The organism is Actinoplanes utahensis (assembly GCF_016862455.1).
In the GTDB taxonomy this organism is placed as follows: Bacteria; Actinomycetota; Actinomycetes; order Mycobacteriales; family Micromonosporaceae; genus Actinoplanes; species Actinoplanes utahensis.
Genome location: NZ_BOMZ01000115.1, coordinates 38937 through 59162, shown reverse-complemented (window position 1 = coordinate 59162; position 20226 = coordinate 38937). Strand labels below are relative to the sequence as shown.

Genomic DNA, 20226 nt, shown 5'->3' with positions numbered 1-20226 from the left:
AGATCCCGATGCGCACTCTGCACCTGCACCGCGCGGCCGTGGTCGGCGCTGTCACGCTGATCGGCCTCGGCGCCGCCGCCACGCCGGCGTTCGCCGAGGCCGATTCCAAGGTCTCCGTCGTCCACGGCATTCCCGGCCAGGCGGTGGACGTCTACGTCAACGGGGAGAAGACCATTCCCGACTTCCAGCCCGGCAAGGTGGCGGGGCCGCTGGACCTGCCGGCCGGGCAGTACGACATCGTGCTCACCAAGCCCGGCGACCCGATCGGCAGCGCCCTGCTGACCGTCAACGACGCCGAGGTGCCGGGCGGCGCGAACCTGAGCCTGGTGGCGCACCTCAGCGCCGACGGCAAGCCGGTGCTCACCCCGTTCGCCAACGACACCGGCAAGCTCGCCGCCGGGAAGGCCCGGCTGATCGTGCGGCACACCGCGGCGGCGCCGGCGGTGGACGTGCGGGCCGGTGGCCAGCCGGTCTTCGAGGGGGTCACCAACCCGAAGGAGGGCAAGGCCGACGTGGACGCCGGCAGTGTGTCCGCCGACGTGGTGCTGGCCGGCACGCAGACCCGGGTGCTCGGCCCGGCCGACCTGGACCTGAAGGAAGGCACGGCGACCATCGTGTACGCGGTCGGCTCGGCCGAGGGCAAGACGCTCGACATCGTGGCGCAGACGATCGACGGCCTGCACTCGGCGCCGGGCGGCGTCCCCAGCGGCAACGGCGGCTTCGCCGACCAGGGCACCCCGATCGCCTGGTACGGGGCCGGCGCGGTCGGCATCCTGCTGGCGATGTTCGGCCTCACCCGGCTGGCCTCGCGGCGTCGATGAGCACGCCGTCGCACGGTGGCACGTCCCGGCGTCTGCCGGGGCGTGCCCTGCTCGTCACCTCGCTCGGCGTCGCCCTGGCCACCGGGTCCGGGGTGGTGGCCTGCCGCTCGCAGCCGCCGGACGACTTCGGCCCGTCCGTGGCGTCCGTCTCCACCTCCCCGGTTCCCGCCCCGGCCGCGACCACGGCCACCGCGGCCCCGGCCGGTGTTCCGGTGCGGGACGGCACGCTGCCCGCCAGGGCCGCCACCGAGACGCCGCCCGCGCGGCTGCGGATTCCGGCGCTGGACCTGGACGTGGCGGTCGACGCGGTCGGCATCGACGCGGCGACCGGCGACTTCGCCGTCCCGCCGAGCGTCAGCCGGGTCGGCTGGTACCGGTACGGTCCCGGCTTCTCCTCTCCCGCCGGCTCGATCGTGGTGGCCGGTCATGTGGACAGCGCCGCCGAGGGCAAGGGCGCGTTCTTCCGGCTCGGCACTCTGAAAGCCGGTGACGTGGTGACCCTGACCGGTCCCGGCGGCAAGGTCCGGGAGTTCACGGTCGCGGCCCGGAAACGGTACGCCAAGTCGGCGATCCCGCTGGACGACTACTTCGCCCGCGACGGCGCGCCCCGGCTCACTCTGATCACCTGCGGCGGCCCGTTCGACCCGAAGACCCGCCACTACCGCGACAACGTCGTCGTCACCGCCACCGTGCGCGGCTGACACGACCGGCCGCCCTGGCCAGGGCGTCGCCGGTGGCGGCCCGCATCATCGGCAGCAGCGGGCTGGTGGACATCAGGGTCAGGTCCTCGGCCAGCGTCGTGGTGCCGTCGAGGAAACGCAGCACCCGCTCCGGTGGGTTGCGGTCGAAGAGGCGGTCGAAGAAGGCGACGCCGTCGACCAGCCCGCGGTCCAGAGCACGCAACTGGACCGCGTCCATCCAGCGGTGCCGGGGCGGGTAGGGCGGCCCGGGCAGCGGCGGCCGGCCGGCGGCGACCTCGCGGGCGATCCGGTCGGCCTGCCGCACCATCGCGGTGAACGTGAAACCGGTGGACGGGCGGGTCGCTCCCCCGGCGGTGCCGAGGCGCACCACGCGCGGCGACGGGCGGGGGTCGAAGACGCCGTCGGTCATCGGGATGACGCCGTCCTCCACCTCGCGTACCCGCAGCGTGGCGAGGTCGAGGCCGAGCAGCCGGGCGTAGCCGCGCAGCGCGGTGTCGTAGGCGTCGCCGGTGAGCACGGCCGGGGAGAACTCGGTGTACTCGACGAGCGCGAACCGGTCGCTGACCGGCAGCACGTAGCCGAAGGACACACCCCGGGACGGCTGCGGGGTACGGAAGTCCATCAGCACCGCCCGTCCCGCCTCGAAGACCGGCCGCTCCGACTCCAGCCACCAGCCCCGGAAGTGCTGCAGCCACGCGGTGCGGCCCGGCCGGTCCGGCTTCCGCGGCCGAGAGTCGAGCACCCACGCGGCCCGGACCAGCGGTTCCCCGTCCGGGCCGGCGACGACGACCCGCGTGCCGTCGTCGTCGAGGGTCCCCGCGGCGGCGGTGATCCGGACCGCGCCGAGCCGCTGCGCAGCGGACGCCGCCAGGTCGTAGAGGGGGGCCGAGCGCAGCATCGCGTAGCGCAGCGGGTGCAGCGGCAGGGTGCGGCGGCCTTCGGCGGTGATCACGTCGACGGCGTCCCACGCGGCGCTGAGCAGCGGATCCAGAAAGGTGCCGGGGGTACCCCAGAACGCCCACGTCCGGTCCTGGCCGCGCTTGTGCACGGGGTCGACGACCGCCACCCGTACACCGGAAGGGGCCAGGGCGGCGAGCACCAGCGAGGCGGCGCCGCCACCTCCGACCAGGGCCAGGTCCACGTCGATCACCGGGCAAGCTTGCCACCGGGGCCCGGGCGATATGATCCGGGACCGCTCAACCATGGGGTGATCACCATGCCGAACTCGCCACGCTACGTGCTGTTTCCCGGGCGTCACCATCTGCTGACCCGTTTCCAGGCGGATTACCTGCACGGGCTGGCCGCCGGCAGCGGGGCCACGATCGTGTGGGCAGTGACGTCGGCGAACCATGACAACACCCGGCGCAATCCGGTGCCGTACCACCGCCGGGAGGCCGCGATCGAGCGGTTCAGCCTGCTCAGCGGGCTGCGGTCGCTGGTGGTGCCGGTGTTCGACGCCGCGCCCACCGACGCGTTCGCCGAGGTCACCCTGAAGAGCATCGCCGTCGCCACCGGGATCGATCTGACCCCGGCCGACACCGTGGTGGCGTGTTCGACGCCCGAGGTGGCGAAGCTGTACGAGCGGATCGGCTTCCCGATCGCGCAGGCCGAGGCGGATCCGCTGTTGCGTACCGTGCCGGAACGGCCGTGGGACGTGCTGCTGCGGCTGGCCGCCGGTGACGAGTCGTGGCGCAAGCTGGCCCACCCGGCGACCATCGACGTGTTCGAGCGGTACCGGCTGGCCGACACGGTCCGGACCGTGGTCAACGATCCCCTGGTCGGTGACGAGGGCGGCCTGACCGCGACCCGCGACTACCGGACGTACGTGGAGGCGTTCGCCGACGCCGCCGACCGCAAGTGGCAGGCGGTCCGCCGGCATGTGCGGCCGGGCCGGATCGTGGACATCGGCTGCGGCGCCGGCGCGGTCCTGGAACTGGCCGACCGGGAGCCGGGCCTGCACGAGAGCGACCTGATCGGCGTCGAGGTGGCCCGGCACCTGTTCTCCGAGTGTGTGCACAAGAAGGCCCAGGGCGTCTTCCGTAACGCGAACGTGTACTTCTACCAGCGCAACGTCCTCGGTGGCGCGATCTTCGCGGACCGGTCGGTGGACACCACGCTCACGTTCGCGCTGACGCACGAGATCTGGTCGTACGGCAGCCGGCGCGAGTCCCTGCTGCAGTTCGCCCGGCGGATCTTCGACCACACCGCGCCCGGCGGGGTGTGGATCAACAGTGACGTGTGCGGTCCCGACGACCGCCGCCGCGAGGTAATTCTGCGGCTCGAGGCCGGCGACGGCGAGAACCCCGCCGGCCCGCGGCACGATCTGGCCGGTCTCGACTCCGGTGAGATCCGGCGGTACGTGGCGAGCCTGTCCACCCGGGCCCGCCTGGACCAGTTCGCGGCCGATTTCGCGTTCCCGTTCGCTTTCGAGGATCTGGGCGACGGCGCGGTGCGGCTGGAACTGGGGGCGGCGATGGACTTCCTGACCCGCAAGGACTACGTCGACAACTGGCTGTCGGAGACGAAGGAGCAGTTCTGCGGCCTGTCCTTCGCCGAGTGGGCGGACCTGCTGGCCGAGGTGGGTTTCGAGCTGGACCCGGCGTCGGCGCCGATCCGCAACGACTGGATCGTCGACAACCGGATCGCCCCGGTCGCCTCGCTCACCGGCGCCGACGGCGCCGCGCTGGACTGGCCGACCACTCACCTGCTGGTGGTGGCCCGCCGCCCGCACAACAGCTGACCCGGGCCGGGGTCACCACTCGGCGATCAGCTGCACGGCGACGGCGCCGAGGAGGACGGCGGACAGCACCAGATAGACGATCGCGGTACGCGGTAGGCCACGGGACCGGGCGACCGCGGCGATCCCGAGCGGGGCGAAGACGAAGAACGCCGGGGCCACCACGGACAGCGGCGTGAAGAGGCGCCCGAAGACGCCGGAGCCGCTGCTGCCGTCGTCGAGGGCCGCCGACAGCGCCATCAGCCACAGGAACCCGAGGCAGGCGGTGCCCACCAGCCAGCCCGCGGTCAGCGCGACGACGATGATCGGCCCGGAGGTGCGCGGCCCCGGCGCCGGCGTGTTCGTCATGGCCGAACCATAGACGGGGATCTCACGGGCCGCCGGTCAGGATCCGGGTCATCTGCCCGGTGGTGGGCGGTGGGGCGGGCAGCGGGTGGGCCGTGGCCGGGCGCAGGCCGTCGAGCAGGAACGCGACGGCCCGCTTCCAGACGCCGGAGCCGGCGCTGGCGCGGGCGATCGGGGCCTGCGCGGCGAGGAACAGGACCAGGTCCTCGCCGGTGAAGTCGGGACGCAGCACACCGGCCCGCTGGGCGCGCTCGATGACGGCGGCCGCGGCGGCGAACGTGCGGTCGCAGACGCCCATCAACCGGCTGGCGTCCGGGAACCGGCGGGTCAGCACGTCGCCGAGCGCCGGGTCGACGGCCTGCAGCTCGCACACCCGGTACACATAACCGGCGAAGCCCGACCACGGATCGTCGCAGGCCAGGGCGGTGCGGGCGGCCTCGTCGAGGCGGGCGGCGGCGAGGTCGGCGACCACCTCGTCGATCAGCGCCTCGCGGCTGCCGAACAGGTTGTAGAGGGTGCCGTGGCTGACGCCGGCCCGGCGGGCGATCTCCTTGAGCGGCACCTGGAGGCCGCGTTCGCCGAACAGCTCGGCGGCGGCTTCGCGCAGCTTCGTCGCGTTGCGCTGGGCGTCGGCCCGCATTCCCGCCCTTCCCGTCGAGGTCCGGTGATCATGGTCGCAGCCTTCCGGCGGGCGGCAAGTTGACCCTGCGGTCAACTTGGCTGCTACCGTTCCATCATGCCTGAGGTGATCGAGGACCCCACGGAGCAGCCGGAACCGGCCACGCCCGATGCGGAGCCCGCTCAACCCGTACCCCCGCTGATTCTCATCGGCGCGGAAGACGCGCCGACCTGCACCGACGGAGTCTGCCTGTGACCACCGACATCCGCATCGACGTGTGGTCCGACGTCGTCTGCCCGTGGTGCTACATCGGCAAGCGGCGGCTGGAGACGGCCCTGTCGACGTTCGAGCACACCGGCCGCGTGTCCGTGCGCTGGCACAGCTTCCAGCTCGACCCGACCATCCCGGCCGGGCATCGCGAGCCGGTGCAGCAGATGCTCGCCAAGAAGGTCGGCGCGCCGGCCGCGCAGGTGCGGGCGATGACCGCTCAGGTCACCGACCTGGCCCGGGCCGAAGGACTCAGCTACGACCTGGACCGGGCGGTCTCGGTGAACACCCGGGACGCGCACCGGCTGGCCCACCTGGCCGCCGGGCACGGCCTCGGCACCGAGATGCACGAGCGGCTGCTGAAGGCGCACCTGTGCGACGCCGAGATCGTCGACGACCCGGACACCCTCGTCCGGCTGGGCGCCGAGGTCGGCGTGCCCGCCGAGGAGACCGCGGAGATGCTGCGCGGCACGAAGTACGCCGCCGAGGTGGACGCCGACATCCGCGACGCCCGCCGGATCGGCGTCAACGGCGTCCCGTTCTTCGTGATCAACCAGCAGTACGGCCTGTCCGGCGCCCAGGCGCCGGAGACCATCCTGAGCGCCCTGCGCAAGGTGGTGTGAGTCTGGGAAGACCGGGAGATTCCTCCGCACGGCTCACCTCTGTGGACCGCGCGGCGAGGTGCGCGGCCGATCATCGGAGAGGCACCGCCGATCAAGGGTCGCCCGTTGGGCTGAGGGGACGGACGGCGGCCGGGCCCAGCGGGCCCGGCCGCTCGCTGTCCGGCCGGCCGGATCATTCCTCCTCGGGGGTGAGGACGACCTCTGCGGAGCCGGACTGGCCGTCGGCGTCGGTGTACTCGGCGACGAAGACGGCGGTCAGGTTGTCCGCCCCGGCGTGGCCGGGGTCGACGAACGTGGTGATCGAGCCGGTGCAGCCCGCCGTCGTGGACAGCGGGTGGCCGTGCTCGTTGTGGCCCAGGATGTACGACACCTGGACGTTGGCGCAGTTCACCGGCTGATCGTCGACCACCGCGACCTCGAAGGTGACGGTGTCGCCGAACTCGAACGGCTGATCCGCGGTCGGCGTCACGAACGTGACCGTGGGCGCGACCGGGCCGACGTGCAGCAGGAACTCGGCGGACGCGGACCGGCCGGTGGCGTCGGTGACCTTCAGGGTGGCCCGGTAGTCGCCGTTGGCCGTGTACGTGTACGACGGGTTCGCCGCCCGCGAGTCCACGTCGCCGTCGGCGTCGAAGTCCCACGCGTACCGGATCGCGTCACCGTCCGGGTCGACGGTGCCGGCGCTGGAGAAGTTCACCGTGAACGGCGCCGAGCCGACCGTCGGCGAAGCACTGATCTTGACGATCGGGCTCTTGTTGTCCGGCGCGTAGTCGATCCGGGCCAGCTGCGCCTCCGGGTTCTCGGCGAAGAAGCCGTCGCCGTATTCCAGGACGTAGAGCGCGCCGTCCGGCCCGAACTCCAGGTCCATCGGGTTGTCGAAGACGATCGACGGCAGCACCGGCTCGATCGCGGTCACCTGGTGTCGGCGGTCCAGGGTGAACGCCTTGACGTAGTCGCGGGTCCACTCGTAGAACAGCGGCTTGCCGTCGAAGTCGGCCGGCCAGGCGAACGGTGAGCGGTTGCGCCGGTCGTACCGATACGCCGGTCCGCCCATCGGGCCGATGTCGCCGATGCCGAGTTCCGGGAACTGGGCGCTGGGCCCGTACGTGTAGACGACTTCGGCCTTCTCGACCGGCGGGAGGGTCCGCAGTCCGGTGTTGTTGGGTGACTCGTTGACCGGCCGCGCGCAGTCGAACGGCTGCCCGGAGGTCCCGGTGGCGAAGTCGTAGTCGACGTACGGCATGTCGGGCGCCACACAGTACGGCCACCCGTAGTTCGCGGGCTTGTCGATGGCCATCCAGCGCCCGTGCCCGGCCGGTCCGCGTTGCGGGTTCGGCTGCCGGGCGTCGGGTGAGTAGTCGGCCAGGTAGATGACGCCGGTCCGCTCGTCGACGTCGAACCGGAACGGGTTGCGCAGGCCCATCGCGTAGATCTCGGGACGGGTCTTGGCCGTACCCGGCCGGAAGAGGTTCCCGCGCGGGATCGTGTAGGTGCCGTTCGGCCGTACCGTGATCCGCAGGAGTTTGCCGCGCAGGTCGTTGGTGTTGGCGGAGCTGCGCTGGGCGTCGAACGCCGGGTTGCGGTTCGGGCGCTCGTCGATCGGGACGTACCCGGTGGAGGCGAACGGGTTGGTGTCGTCGCCGGTGGACAGGTACAGGTTGCCCTGCCGGTCGAAATCGATCTTCCCGCCGACGTGGCAGCAGATGCCCCGGTCCACCGGGACCTGGAGGATCCTCTGCTCGCTGCGCAGGTCCAGGGTGTTGCCGCGCAGCTTGAACCGGGACAGTTGCAGGTGGCCCTTGAACGGCGCGAAGTCGGCGGCGGTGCCGGTCTCCGGCGCGTTGCCCTCGTTGACCGCCGGGGTGGCCGGGTCGTCGGCCGGGGTGTTCAGGACCGGGGAGTAGTAGACGTACACCCAGTTGTTGCGCTTGAAATCGGGGTCGACCGCGATGCCCTGCACGCCCTCCTCGTCGTGCAGGTAGACCGGGATCGTGGCGGCGAGGACGTTGCGGCCGGTCCGGGGCTCGTGGATGCGGACCTGGCCCTTGCGGGCGGTGTGCAGGACCCGGTTGTCGGGCAGGACGGCCAGGGCCATCGGCTCGCCCGGGTAGTCGTCGAGGGTGACCTTCTGGAAGTCGGAGTCCGGTGGCGCGGCGGCCTGGACCGGGCTGCTCATGGTCACGACCAGGGCGGTGGCGAGGGAGGCGGCGGTCAGCAGTCGTCGCATGTCAGTACCTCAGCCCGGTCAGATACTGGTATCCCACGCGGGCGGTGTCGAGCGCCTGCTCCGGGGTGCGCGGCGGGCTGCCGGCGTCGTCACGTTCCACGATGTACTCGATGAGGCCGGCCTCCGGGGCACGGCGGAAGATCCGCTTGAAGTCGATCAGGCCGTCGCCGGGGTCGGCGAAACTACTGCTCACCGCCATGTCCTTGACGTGCACCTGCCGGATCCGGCGGCGGTTGCGCTCGATCAGGTCGACGGGGTCGGCGGCGCCGCGCCACGCCCAGTACAGGTCCACCTCGAGGTGCACCAGGCGCGGGTCGGTCTCCCCGGTGAGGATGTCGAAGCCGGTGCGGTCGCCGCCGTCCTGGCGCAGGAACTCGTTGTGGTGGTTGTGGTAGCCGAAGCTGAGCCCGGCCCGGCGGGCCAGCTCGCCGGCCTTGTTCAAGTCGGCGGCGAAGGCCCGGTAGACCGCCCCCTCGCGGATCGGCCCGTTCGGGCCGGTGCCGAAGTACGGGTGGACGATGAACCTGTTGCCGACGATCGCCGCGTCCTCGAGGGCGCGCTTCCAGGTCTCGGCATTCCACGGCTGTGGGATGCTCGCGTGCCCCGAGGTGGCCCGCAGGCCGGCGTTGTCGAGGGCGGCGCGGAACTGGGCGGCGGTCCGGCCGACGAACCCGGCGTGCTCGACGCGGGTGTAGCCGATCTCGGCGAGTTCGGCGAGGCTGCCCTCGAGGTCGACGGCGAGCTGGGTGCGCAGCGTGTAGAGCTGCACGCTGATCTGGTCGCGGGGCACCCGGTGCGGGTTGCTGCCGCCGGCCGCGGCGGGCGAGGCCAGAGCGGGCGCGCCGACGGCGGCGGCTCCCGCCGCGGCGGCGCCGAGCAGATTGCGGCGGCTCAAGGACGGTCGGGTCGATGATTCGTGCATGGATCCGCCTCCGGTTTCGGCAGTGAACACGGATGCCCATGACGCTATACAACATTCACACTTATCACTAGGCAGCCGTTTTCGTGGCCGCCGGCAAAATGGCATGCCGCTGGGCCGGGTGCGGAACACCCGGCCCGGAAAGGCGTTTTACTGATTGGTGGAGAAAGCGGCGTCGAATGCCGCCGAAGGAGCATCGAAAGCCAGTCTGCGAACGAATTGAAGAGCCTCCGGGGCACCGACCAGGCGGTCCATTCCGGCGTCCTCCCATTCGATCGAGATCGGCCCGTCGTAGCCGATCGCGTTCAGCGCCCGGAAGCAGTCCTCCCAGGGCACGTCACCGTGCCCGGTGGAGACGAAGTCCCAGCCCCGACGCAGGTCCGCCCACGGCAGATGGGAGCTGAGCCGCCCCCGCCTGCCGTCGGTCGTGCGGACCTTCGCATCCTTGCAGTCGACGTGATAGATCCGGTCCGCGAAGTCGAGGATGAAATTGACCGGATCGAGGTCCTGCCAGACGAAATGAGACGGATCCCAGTTGAGGCCGAAAGCGGCACGATGACCGATCGCCTCGAGGGCCCGGCGGGTGGTCCAGTAGTCGTACGCGATCTCGCTCGGATGCACCTCGTGGGCGAACCGGACGCCGACCTCGTCGAAGACGTCCAGAATGGGATTCCAGCGGTCGGCGAAATCGGCGTACCCCCGTTCGATCATCGACGGTGGAACCGGCGGGAACATGGCCAGGGTGTGCCAGATCGACGACCCGGTGAAACCGACGACGGTACGCACCCCGAGTCTCGCCGCGGCCCGGGCGGTGTCCTTGATCTCCTCGGCGGCCCGGCGGCGCACCCCTTCCGGTTCGCCGTCGCCCCAGATCCGCGCGGGCAGGATGTCCTGGTGCCGTTCGTCGATCGGATGGTCGCAGACCGCCTGGCCGACCAGGTGGTTGGAGATCGCGTACACCTTCAGGTTGTGTTTGGCCAGGATCTCGCGCTTGCGGTCGATGTAGCCGTCGTCGCTGAGCGCCTTGTCGACCTCGAAGTGGTCGCCCCAGCAGGCGATCTCCAGGCCGTCGTAGCCCCAGCCCGAGGCGAGCCGGCACACCTCGTCGAACGGCAGGTCGGCCCACTGGCCGGTGAAGAGCGTGATCGGTCGCGACATGTTCTCAACTTCCTCGCAGATGTTCCCGGACGTGACGCGGGATTCCGGTGCCGCGGCGAGCGGCGGAGCGGCGCGAGGGTGTCGGTCTCGGGCACTCGACACACTCGTGACGCGGTGGGCGGCGCGAGGGACCGCCCGGCATGACGACGCGGCGGCGTGGCAGCGGTGAGGTGGTGCCGGGTGGGTTTGCGCCTCCCACCCGGACGCCGTTCGCGTCCGCGTTCGTCGGGTCCACTCTAGGCCGCAACCCGGGACGGCGGAAGGTCCACCGGCCCGGGAGAGGCGTTCGTCAGGGCAGGGTCCACTGCTGGTTGGCGGCGCCCAGGCAGTCCCAGATGTGGATCTGCTGCCCGTCGTTCGACCTGGCCTCGGAGACGTCCAGGCAGCGACCGGACTGCGGGTTGCGCACGGTCCGGTCGGGTTGCGCGGCCCAGTTCTGCGCCGCACTGCCGTTGCAGGTCCACAGTTGCGCCTTGGTGCCGTTGGCGGTGGCGCCACCGGCCACGTCCAGGCACTTGCCGGACGCCGGGTTGCGCAGCGTCTGCCCGCTGACCTGCCAGGTCTGCGCGCCCGAGCCGTTGCACGTCCACAGTTGGATCTTGGTGCCGTCGGCGCTGCCGCCGTTGGCGACGTCCAGGCACTTACCGGCGAAGCCCGTCACCCGGCCCGTGCCGCCGCCGCCACCGGAGACGCCGAGGGTGAAGTCGTCGACGTCGAAAAGGCCGGTGCCGGAGCCGGTGAACGTCAGGTAGAGGTTGTGAGTGCCGGACGGCACGTTCGCCAGCGTGCCGCTGACGTCGGCGAAGGTGCTCCAGCCGCCGGTGTTGGGCACCGCCACCGAGCCGAGCAGGGGGCCGGTCGGTGACCCGGTGCGGAGCCCGATCGCGCCGCCCGCGCCGCCGGAGACGACCCGGGCCTCGACCGAGGTAACGCCGGTGAGGTCGACGCCGTTGTAGGCCGCCCAGTCACCCGGATCGACGTAGCCGAGGGTCTGGCCGTTGTTGGCGCCCGCCTTGGTGAACGCCTGCACCCCACTGGCGGAGCTGAACGACTCGGCCTGCACGGTACGGGCGCCGCCGCCGCCGAGATCCTTGATCCGGATGTTGCGGAACGACACGTCGTCGCCGTCGCCGTGGTTCTGCAGGCCGATGTGGCCGTCGAGGTCGCGGGCCGGATCGGTGTTGGTGAAGTCGTTGATCTTCACGCCGTTCAGGAGGATCTGCAGCCGCTGGCCCTCGACGAGCAGCTCGTAGGTGTTCCACTCCCCCGGCGGGTTGAGCGCCGCGTCCCGGGCGGCGGCGTTCGCGCCCTGGAAGCTGTAGACGGCGCCGGTGGTCCGGTCCGCGGCGTCGGTGGCGTCGATCTGGATCTCGTAGCCGTTGTTCACCGCCGACCAGGGGTCGCTCGACGGCGGGAAGCCGATGAACACCCCCGAGTTGTCGTCGCCGGCCATCCGCCAGTCGAGTTTCAGGGAGTAGTTCGTGTAGGACTTCGCCGAGTACCAGAGCATGCCGAGCCCGCCCACCGAGGTGAGCGTGGCGTCGGTGTTGGTGAAGCTGCCCGGCCCGGCCTGCGACCAGCCGGCGGTGGAGCCGTGGTACAGCGGGGTGTAACCGGTCTCCGGGCGGCAGTCGGCCTTGGCGCGGCCGGCGGCGTAGCGGATCCCGCCGAGCAGGTGCGTGCGGAACGCGGTGTCGGCGTACGACGCCTGGGTGTGCCCGCCGCCGGTGTAGAACGACCGGCCCCCGTCGAGGGTCTTGCACCAGGCGTGCGGGTGGTCGGCGCCCATCGTGCCGCCCGAGTACGAGCTCTCGTCGAGGGTCGCGAGCACGTGCGCGGTGCTGCGGGCGTTGGTGCGATAGTCGTACCACTCGTCGGTGCGGGTCCAGGTCTGCGGCAGGTGGGCGGTCGCCGCGTGGGCCCGGTCCTCGACCTTGACGTTCGCCTGCTGGATCGCCGGGTGCGAGGCGAACCAGGCGCCGACGAGCCGGCCGTAGAAGGGCCAGTCGTACTCGGTGTCGGCGGCCGCGTGCACACCGGCGTAGCCGCCACCACCGCGGATGTACGACTCGAAAGCGGTCTGCTGGCCGGCGTCGAGCACGTCGCCGGTGGTGTTGAGGAAGACCACCGCCTCGTACTGGGCGAGGTTGGCGCCGGTGAAGGCGGTGGCGTCCTCGGTGGCGGTCACGGTGAAGTTGTTCGCCGCGCCCAGGTCCCGGATCGCCTGGACGCCGGCGCCGATGGAGTCGTGGCGGAAACCCGCCGTCTTGGAGAAGACGAGCACGTCGTAGGCGGGGTCGGCGGCCGCCGCGGAGGTGGCGGGCGCGGTGCAGGCCAGGGTGGTCAGCACGACGGTGGCCGCGCCGAGCAGGGTACGGAGACGTCTTCGCACGGGGAATCCCCTCAGCTGGTCAGGACAGGGTCCACAGTTGGTTGGCGGCGCCGGTGCAGTCCCAGATGTGGATCTGCCGGCCGTCGTCGGGTTTGACCTCGGAGACGTCCAGGCATCGGCCGGACTGCGGGTTGCGCACCGTCCGGTCGCTCTGGGCCGCCCAGTTCTGCGCCGCGGTGCCGTTGCACGTCCACAGTTGCGCCTTGGTGCCGTTGACGGTGGCGCCACCGGCCACGTCCAGGCACTTGCCCGACGCCGGGTTGCGCCACACCTGCCCGCTGATCTGCCACGTCTGCGCGGCCGAGCCGTTGCAGGTCCACAGCTGGATCTTGGTGCCGTCGGCGGTCCCGGCCCCGTTGACGTCCAGGCACTTGCCGGCCAGCCCGACGACCCGGCCCACGGGCGCGGCGGCGGTGGTGAAGGTGAACGAGTCGACGTCGAACAGGGCGCCGGTGCCGACGCCTGCGAACGTCAGGTAGAGGCTGGTGGTGCCGGCCGGCGGGCTGGTGATCGCACCGGTGACGTGGGTGAACGTCTCCCAGCCGCCGGTCACCGGCACCGTGGCCGAGCCGAGCACCGTGCCGGTGGCCGAGCCGGCGCGGATCTGCAGGGTGCCGCCGGACCCGTTGGAGGACACCCGGGCGGTGAACGAGGTCACGTCGTTCAGCCGGTAGGTGCCGAACGAGATCCAGTCGCCGTCGTTGATGTCGCCGACGGTGCGGCCGCCCTCGGCCGGTGTCTTGGTGAAGGTGCTGACGCCGGAGGAGGTGGTGAAGTGCTCGGCCTGGCGGTGCCGCGGTTGCAGGGTGTGCTGGGTGTGGGTGGTCAGGCCACCGGCGTCGGTGTACCCGGCGTCGAACACCGCGAAGATGTTGGCCGCCGCGTCGTGCTCGCCGTCGACCGGGATGGTCAGCGTGCCGGTGCAGCCGGTGGTCGAGGTGATCTGGTGGCCGTGCTGGTCGTGGCCGAGCACGTAGGTCATCTTGACCTTGGAGCAGTCGATCGACGGGTCCTCCGGGTCGGTGACCGTCACCGTGTACGGCACGGTGTCGCCGAAGGAGAACAGCTGCCCGTCGCCGGGGGTCACGATGGTCACCGCAGGCGCCGTGTTGCCGACGCCGACCTGCACGTTGTCGCTGCCGGTCGCGCCCTGCGGGTCGGTCACGGTGAGCGTCACGTTGTACGTGCCGTTGCTGGTGTAGGTCTTGGTGGGGTTGGCGGCGGTGGAGGTGGTGCCGTCACCGAAGTTCCAGGAGTAGGAAAGCGCGCCGCCCTCCGGGTCGCTGGATCCGGCGGACGAGAACGCGACGGTCAGCGGCGCCTGCCCGGACACCTTGTCCGCGGTGGCGTTGGCGGTCGGGCTCCGGTTGCCGCCGCCCACGAAGTCGTAGCGGTACAGCGCCGAGTTCTCGTCGCCGTTGAAGTAGCCGGTGCCGTAGTCGAGCACGTACAGCGAGCCGTCCGGGCCGAAGGCCATGTCCATGACCTGCTTGCCGTTCCACGGGAACGTGGTGATCTCCCCTGCCGTGCCGTCGGCGCCGACGTGGATCGGCTTGATCCAGCCACGGCCGAGCTCACCGGCGAAGAAATGGCCCTCGAACGACTGCGGGAACTTGGTCGCCGACGTCGACGAGGCGTTGTAGCGGTAGACCGGCCCGGCCATCGGCGACTCGGAGCCGCCGCCGAACTCCGGCGGGCTGCCGGCGTCACCGGCGTACCGGATCCAGGCGGGTTTGGCCGGGGGCAGCCTGCTCTGGCCGGTGTTGCGGAACGAGTTGTTCACCGGGCCGCCCGCGCAGTCGTACTTGGCTCCCGCGGTGTTGGTGGCGAAGTTCCATTCGGCGTACGTCTCGGTGGCGGTGTTCGTTCCGGTGCAGTACGGCCAGCCGTAGTTGCCCGGCCCGGTGACCCGGTCGAACTCGACCTGCCCGCTGGGGCCGCGGCCGGAGGTGACGCCGGCGTCCGGCCCGTAGTCGCCGACGTATACGACGCCGGTGGCCTTGTCGACGCTCATCCGGAACGGGTTGCGGAAGCCCATGGCGTAGATCTCGGGCCGGGTGCCGGCGGTGCCGGGGGCGAACAGGTTCCCGGCCGGGACGGTGTACGTGCCGTTGGCGTCGACCTTGATCCGCAGGATCTTGCCGCGCAGGTCGTTGGTGTTGCCGGCGGTGCGCTGCGCGTCGAAGGCCGGGTTGCGGTCGGTGCGCTCGTCGAGCGGCGAGTACCCGTCGGACTGGAACGGGTTGCTGTCGTCGCCGGTGGAGAGGTAGAGGTTGCCGGCGGCGTCGAAGTCGATGTCGCCGCCGACGTGGCAGCAGAGTCCGCGGTCGGCGGGGACGTCGAGGACCTTGGTCTCGGCGGAGAGCTTCCAGTCGCTGGTGAGGGTGAACCGGGACAGCCGGTTGACGCCCTGCCAGGCGGACCAGTCGCTGCCGGCGCTGGGCGCGTCGCCGCCCGGGGTGGTCAGCGGCGGCGCGTAGTAGAGGTAGATGTGCCGGTTGGCCGCGAACCCGGGGTCGACGCCGACGCCCTGCAGCCCCTCCTCGTCGTGCGAGTAGACGGGGACCGTGCCGACGACGGCGGTGTTGCCGGAGCTGTCGGTGCGGCGCAGCGTGCCGTTGCGGGCGGTGTGCAGCACGGACCGGTCCGGCAGCACGGCGAGGGTCATCGGCTCGCCGACCTCGGGCTCGCCCTTGGCCAGGGTGACCTGCTGGAAGTCGGCGGCGTTGATCGGGTGGGCCCGGGCGGGGCCGGGGAATCCGGCGGCGGCCACGGTGGTCAGCAGGAGGACGGCCGCGGCGGCTGGTCGCCACCGCGGCAGGGTGCGGGATGGCATGGGGGTACGACCTCTCCGGGGTTTACCTCGGCGTAACAATCGAAACAGTAAGGACTTCATACAGAACTGTCTATACTTCCGACTGTCCGATATCGACTTTTGTCGATGAGAGCGGAAAGCTCAGCTCTGCCGGTTGACCGCCCCGTCCGCCAGGAACATCAACTGGGCGGACACCTCCGCCGGCACCGGCGCCGCCGCCAGCGCGGCCACCGCCGTGCTCAGGCGTTTCTCGATCAACCGCTCGGTACGCTCCAGCGCGCCGGTGTCGACGATGATCCGGCGCAGCTCGGCCGCGCCGTCCGCGTCCAGCCCCGGGCTGCCGAGCAGCTCCTTGATCCGCGTCGCCTGCTCCCGGGTGGCCCGGTCCCGGGCGTACGCCATCATCACCGTGCGCTTGCCCTCCCGCAGGTCGTCGAGCACCGACTTGCCGGTCACCGCCGGATCGCCGAACACGCCCAGCACGTCGTCACGCAACTGGAAGGCATCACCCAGCGGGTCACCGAAGGACGCGAACGCGGCCAGCATGTCGTCGTCGGCGCCGGCGAGCGCCGCGCCGATCTGCAACGGGCGGGTCACCGTGTACCGCGCCGACTTCATCCGGATCACGGTCAGCGCCCCCGCCGCGGTGCCCTCGCCCACCCCGGAGACCAGGTCGAGGTACTGGCCGGCGATCACCTCGGTGCGCATGCCGCAGAACACCGCGTAACCCCGGTGCACCTGCTCCCGGGACAGGCCGCAGTCCTGGAACATCTGATCCGCCCAGACCGCACAGAGGTCCCCGCCGAGCAGTGCGGTGTTGAACCCGTACCGGGCCGCGTCGCCGCGCCACGACGAGAGGGTGTGCCGGTCGGTGAACAGCTGATGCACCGACGGCTCGCCCCGGCGGCGCTCGCTGCCGTCCATGATGTCGTCGTGGATCAGCGCGAAGGCGTGGAACAGCTCCAGCGCCGCCGCCGCGGTGACGATCGCGTCGGTGTCCGCGCCGCCCGCGCCGCGCCAGCCCCAGTAGCAGAACATCGGGCGCAGCCGTTTGCCGCCGGACAGCACGAACCGGCTCAGCGTGTTCAGCAGCCCGCGCGGCGCGCCGTCCGGCCAGTCCGGGCCCTGCTGCCGCAGGAACTCCGCCAGCCGGGCGTCGAACCGGGCCCGCAACTCGGAGTCGTCCAGCGCCCGCGCGGCCGACTGCGTCACGACGCGCCCTCCACCAGGCCGGCCAGCTCCAGCAGCAGTGCCTTCACCTCGGTCGCGGCGATGTCGTCCCGCCCGGCCGCCGGATCCGAGCACAGCAGCACCGGGCCGTCGTCCGGATGGTCCGGAAGCCTGCCGTGCGAGCCGCGGACCGCCCGGGCGCCGGCGTCCAGGCCGACCACGCTCATCAGGTAGCGCATGCCGAGCTTCTTGCGGGCGAGTGCGATCCCCGCGCGCCGCTTCGCCGCCGCCGGGGCGGACGGGTCGAAGAACAGCTCGGCCGGGTCGTACCCCGGCTTGCGGTGGATCTCCACGAGCCGGGCGAAGTCGGGCGCCCGCGCGTCGTCGAGCCAGTAGTAGTAGGTGAACCAGGCGTCCGGCTCGGCCACCAGCACCAGCTCCCCGGCACGCGGATGGTCCAGGCCGTGCGAACGCTTGCCGTCGGCGTCGAGCACCCCGGCGACTCCCGGCAGCCCGGCCAGCACCTTCGCGACCCGTGGCAGGTCCCCCGGGTTCTTGACGTAGACATGCGCGATCTGGTGGTCGGCGACGGCGAACGCCCGTGACGTCCACGGATCCAGGTACTCCATGCCGTCCTGGGTGTGCACCCGCAGCAGGCCGTCGGCGCGCAGCGCGCGGTTCACGTCGACCGGGCGCCGGGCTTCGGTGATGCCGTACTCCGACAGCGCCACCACCGTCGCGCCGCGTCCGGCAGCCGCCCGCAACAGCGGGTCGAGGACGGTGTCCAGCTCGGCGGCAGCGGCCGCGGCGCGGGGATCCGACGGGCCGAAACGCTGCAGGTCGTAGTCGAGATGCGGGACGTAGACCAGGGTCAGGTCGGGGTCGTGGGCCGCCATCACCCGCTGCGCGGCCGCGCAGATCCACCGCGACGAGGCCATCCCGGCGCCCGGCCCCCAGTAGGAGAACAGCGGGAACGTGCCGAGCGCGGCGGTCAGCTCGTCGTGCAGCTCCGGCGGGTCGGTGTAGCAGTCCGGCTCCTTACGGCCGTCGGCCCGGTAGATCGGCCGCGGCGTGACGGTCCAGTCGACGTCCGCGCCCATCGCGTACCACCAGCAGATGTTCGCCACCGTGTAGCCGGGCTGCCGCCGGCGGGCCGCCTCCCAGACCTTCTCCCCGCCGACCAGCGCGTGGTGCTGACGCCACAGCAGCACCTCGCCCAGGTCCCGGAAGTACCAGCCGTTGCCGACGATCCCGTGCCCGGCCGGGGTCTCGCCGGTCAGCAGGGTCGCCTGCACCGAGCAGGTGACGGCGGGCAGCACCGGATCGAGCCGGGCCTGGAAACCGCTCTCCGCCACGGCGCGCAGCCGCGGCATGTGCGCGAGCAGCCGCGGCGTCAGCCCGACCACGTCGAGAACCACCAGCTTGGTCACGACCGTGCCTCCGCCACCCGGCTCAGCAGGTCACGGGTCCACGCCAGCTCGCCGGCGATGCCGTCGGCCAGCTCCGCCGGGCCGGCCGGGCGCCGGTCCGCGGGCAGCACGTCCCAGGTGTACGTCTCCACGTCGAGGTGGTCGCACCACGGCTCGTCCGCGCTCATCAGATCGCGCAGCACCCCCTCGATCACCGCGGTGGTGCTCGACAACGGCGGCGCCGGAGCGACGTGCAGCGGCACGTGGAAGTGCACCCGCCACGGCCCCGGAAGGTCGCCGGCCAGGGCGAGGTCCAGGTCGTCGGCCGACGGTCCGGCCGCCGAGCGGGTCTGGTGCAGGAAACGCGGTTCGGCGTACTGCCGCAGCACCGGCTCGGCGGCGACCGGATCGGCGACCTCCAGTGCGGCGCTGACCTGGACCTTCACCACCGGAAGCCCGGCGTCGGCGAGGGGGCGGAGGGCGTCCGCCGGCTCCTCCCACGCGCACGCCAGGTGTGCCAGGTCGAGGCAGACGCCGAGCCGGTCGGTGTCCACCGCGGACAGCAGCTCCGCGGCCTGTCCGGTGGTCTCCACGATGCAGCCGGGCTCCGGTTCGAAGCCGACCCGTATCGTGCGGCCGGTCCGTCCCTCGATCTCGCCCAGGCCGCTCGCGAGCCGGTCCAGCATCCGGGCCGCGGCCTCCCGCTGGTCCGGGCGCCACGGGTCGCGCCAGGCCAGCGGCAGCGTCGAGATCGACCCGCGGGCCGCGTCGTCGGGCAGCAGGTCCACCAGCACCCGGGCCAGGTCGAGGGTGTACCGCAGCCGGTCCGGAGTGGTCCAGTCCGGGTGGTAGACGTCGTATTTGACCACCGGCGCCTGGAACGCCCGGTACGGGAAGCCGTTGAGGGTCACCACCTCCAGCCCGCGCGCGTCCAGCTCGGCCCGCAGCCGCCGCCGGGCCGTGCGGTCGGCGGCCAGCGCCGCGGCGGCCGGCGCGGCGAGCCAGAGTCCCAGGCCGAGCAGGTCGGCGCCGAGCCGCTCCCGGATCGGCAGCGCGTACACGTCCAGCTGCGCCAGGATGCCGGGCAGGTCCTCGGCCGGGTGCACGTTGGTGCAGTAGCTCAGGTGCAGGGGCTGCCCACCGCTGTGCCGTACCCGCATCAGCTGCCACCTCGCAGGATGGAACTGCCCTCGAAGGTCGCCTCGCCGGCGGCCGTCTCGGACAGGTCGAGCCGCCCCGACTGGCCGTAGAACTCCACCGGATTGCGCCACAGCACCCGGTCCACGTCGTCGTCGCTGAACCCGGCGGCGAGCATCGCCTCCCCGGTGCGCAGGGTCAGCAGCGGATCGGAGCGTCCCCAGTCGGCGGCCGAGTTGACGAGCATCCGCTCCAGGCCCCGCTCCCGCAGGATCTCGACCATCCGCGACGGCGACATCTTCGTGTCCGGATAGATGGAGAAGCCCATCCAGCAGCCCGCGTCCTGCACCGCCCCGACCGTCACCTCGTTGAGGTGGTCGACGACGACCCGGCCCGGCCCGATCCCCGACGCACGAACCACCGCGAGGGTACGCTCCACGCCGCGCGCCTTGTCCCGGTGCGGCGTGTGCACCAGCGCCGGCAGCTCGTGATCGACGGCCAGCTCCAGCTGGGCGGCGAAGACCTCGTCCTCCTCCGGAGTCATCGCGTCGTAGCCGATCTCGCCGACCGCCACCACCGAGTCCTTGTCCAGGTAGCGCGGCACCAGTTTCAGCGCCTCCCGGCAGCGCGGATCGTTCGCCTCCTTCGGGTTGAGCGCGATGGTGGCGTGGTGCCGGATCCCGAACTGGGCGGCCCGGAACGGCTCCCAGCCGACGAGCGAGTCGAAATAGTCGGCGAACGAACCGGCGCCGGTACGCGGCTGCCCGAGCCAGAACGCCGGCTCGACGACGGCCCGCACACCGGCGGCGGCCATCCGCTCATAGTCGTCGGTGGTGCGGGACGTCATGTGGATGTGCGGGTCGAAGATGCGCATCGAACCTCCAGA

General features: G+C 71.8%; 17 protein-coding genes. 5 read left to right on the top strand and 12 right to left on the bottom strand.

The window, feature by feature from the left end:
- The first annotated feature begins 8 nt into the window (after nt 1–8).
- Together Aut01nite_RS41055 and Aut01nite_RS41050 are read left to right on the top strand one after the other, a co-directional pair.
- Nucleotides 9–821: a DUF4397 domain-containing protein gene (locus Aut01nite_RS41055; RefSeq protein WP_043529712.1), complete on the top strand. Its 813-nt coding sequence runs from the start codon at nt 9–11 to the stop codon at nt 819–821.
- Nucleotides 818–1522: a class F sortase gene (locus tag Aut01nite_RS41050; protein WP_043529715.1), complete on the top strand. Its 705-nt coding sequence runs from the start codon at nt 818–820 to the stop codon at nt 1520–1522. Before Aut01nite_RS41055 ends, Aut01nite_RS41050 begins: the two co-directional genes overlap by 4 nt.
- On the opposite strand, the gene Aut01nite_RS41045 is transcribed toward Aut01nite_RS41050, so the two are convergent.
- Entirely contained in the window at nt 1500–2726 is a 1227-nt protein-coding gene (locus Aut01nite_RS41045; RefSeq protein ID WP_043529717.1) for a lycopene cyclase family protein, read from the bottom strand. The genes Aut01nite_RS41050 and Aut01nite_RS41045 overlap by 23 nt on opposite strands.
- A gap of 12 nt (nt 2727–2738) precedes the next feature.
- On the opposite strand from Aut01nite_RS41045, the gene Aut01nite_RS41040 reads away from it, so the two are divergent.
- Complete coding sequence (locus Aut01nite_RS41040) at nt 2739–4262, top strand: class I SAM-dependent methyltransferase (protein ID WP_043529763.1); 1524 nt, start codon at nt 2739–2741, stop codon at nt 4260–4262.
- A gap of 12 nt (nt 4263–4274) precedes the next feature.
- Here the strand turns inward: Aut01nite_RS41040 and Aut01nite_RS41035 are convergent, their stop codons facing one another.
- Complete coding sequence (locus tag Aut01nite_RS41035) at nt 4275–4607, bottom strand: hypothetical protein (protein ID WP_043529719.1); 333 nt, start codon at nt 4605–4607, stop codon at nt 4275–4277.
- A gap of 22 nt (nt 4608–4629) precedes the next feature.
- Nucleotides 4630–5244, bottom strand: coding sequence for a TetR/AcrR family transcriptional regulator (locus Aut01nite_RS41030; RefSeq protein WP_043529722.1), 615 nt, complete (start codon nt 5242–5244; stop codon nt 4630–4632).
- Between the two features lie 96 nt (nt 5245–5340).
- Between Aut01nite_RS41030 and Aut01nite_RS41025 the strand changes: the two genes are divergently transcribed.
- Together Aut01nite_RS41025 and Aut01nite_RS41020 are read left to right on the top strand one after the other, a co-directional pair.
- Entirely contained in the window at nt 5341–5478 is a 138-nt protein-coding gene (locus Aut01nite_RS41025; protein ID WP_161790714.1) for a hypothetical protein, read from the top strand.
- On the top strand, nt 5475–6113 hold the full coding sequence (locus Aut01nite_RS41020; protein WP_236643007.1) for a DsbA family oxidoreductase: 639 nt from the start codon (nt 5475–5477) through the stop codon (nt 6111–6113). Before Aut01nite_RS41025 ends, Aut01nite_RS41020 begins: the two co-directional genes overlap by 4 nt.
- A 172-nt stretch (nt 6114–6285) precedes the next feature.
- Here the strand turns inward: Aut01nite_RS41020 and Aut01nite_RS41015 are convergent, their stop codons facing one another.
- The 9 genes from Aut01nite_RS41015 to Aut01nite_RS40975 form a co-directional block, all read right to left on the bottom strand.
- On the bottom strand, nt 6286–8340 hold the full coding sequence (locus tag Aut01nite_RS41015) for a PQQ-dependent sugar dehydrogenase (RefSeq protein WP_043529723.1): 2055 nt from the start codon (nt 8338–8340) through the stop codon (nt 6286–6288).
- A gap of 1 nt (nt 8341) precedes the next feature.
- A complete protein-coding gene (locus Aut01nite_RS41010; protein WP_236643008.1) occupies nt 8342–9235 on the bottom strand; it encodes a sugar phosphate isomerase/epimerase family protein in 894 nt (297 codons plus the stop codon).
- 174 nt (nt 9236–9409) lie between these two features.
- Nucleotides 9410–10417 (bottom strand): sugar phosphate isomerase/epimerase family protein, encoded by a 1008-nt coding sequence (locus tag Aut01nite_RS41005; RefSeq protein ID WP_043529727.1) that lies wholly within the window; start codon nt 10415–10417, stop codon nt 9410–9412.
- 289 nt (nt 10418–10706) lie between these two features.
- Nucleotides 10707–12809, bottom strand: coding sequence for a ThuA domain-containing protein (locus Aut01nite_RS41000; RefSeq protein WP_043529729.1), 2103 nt, complete (start codon nt 12807–12809; stop codon nt 10707–10709).
- A 19-nt stretch (nt 12810–12828) separates the two neighbouring features.
- Nucleotides 12829–15645, bottom strand: a complete 2817-nt coding sequence (locus tag Aut01nite_RS40995; protein WP_043529731.1) for a PQQ-dependent sugar dehydrogenase — start codon at nt 15643–15645, stop codon at nt 12829–12831.
- A 120-nt stretch (nt 15646–15765) separates the two neighbouring features.
- Nucleotides 15766–16836 carry a polyprenyl synthetase family protein gene (locus tag Aut01nite_RS40990; RefSeq protein WP_043529733.1) on the bottom strand — a complete coding sequence of 357 codons (1071 nt, stop codon included), beginning with the start codon at nt 16834–16836 and terminating at the stop codon, nt 15766–15768.
- Complete coding sequence (locus tag Aut01nite_RS40985) at nt 16833–18224, bottom strand: alkaline phosphatase family protein (RefSeq protein WP_043529735.1); 1392 nt, start codon at nt 18222–18224, stop codon at nt 16833–16835. Before Aut01nite_RS40985 ends, Aut01nite_RS40990 begins: the two co-directional genes overlap by 4 nt.
- Nucleotides 18221–19363 (bottom strand): metabolite traffic protein EboE, encoded by a 1143-nt coding sequence (eboE, locus tag Aut01nite_RS40980; protein WP_043529737.1) that lies wholly within the window; start codon nt 19361–19363, stop codon nt 18221–18223. The genes Aut01nite_RS40985 and eboE overlap by 4 nt, the downstream gene beginning before the upstream one ends.
- Entirely contained in the window at nt 19363–20214 is an 852-nt protein-coding gene (locus Aut01nite_RS40975; protein ID WP_043529739.1) for a TatD family hydrolase, read from the bottom strand. The genes eboE and Aut01nite_RS40975 overlap by 1 nt, the downstream gene beginning before the upstream one ends.
- Between the last annotated feature and the right edge of the window lie 12 nt (nt 20215–20226).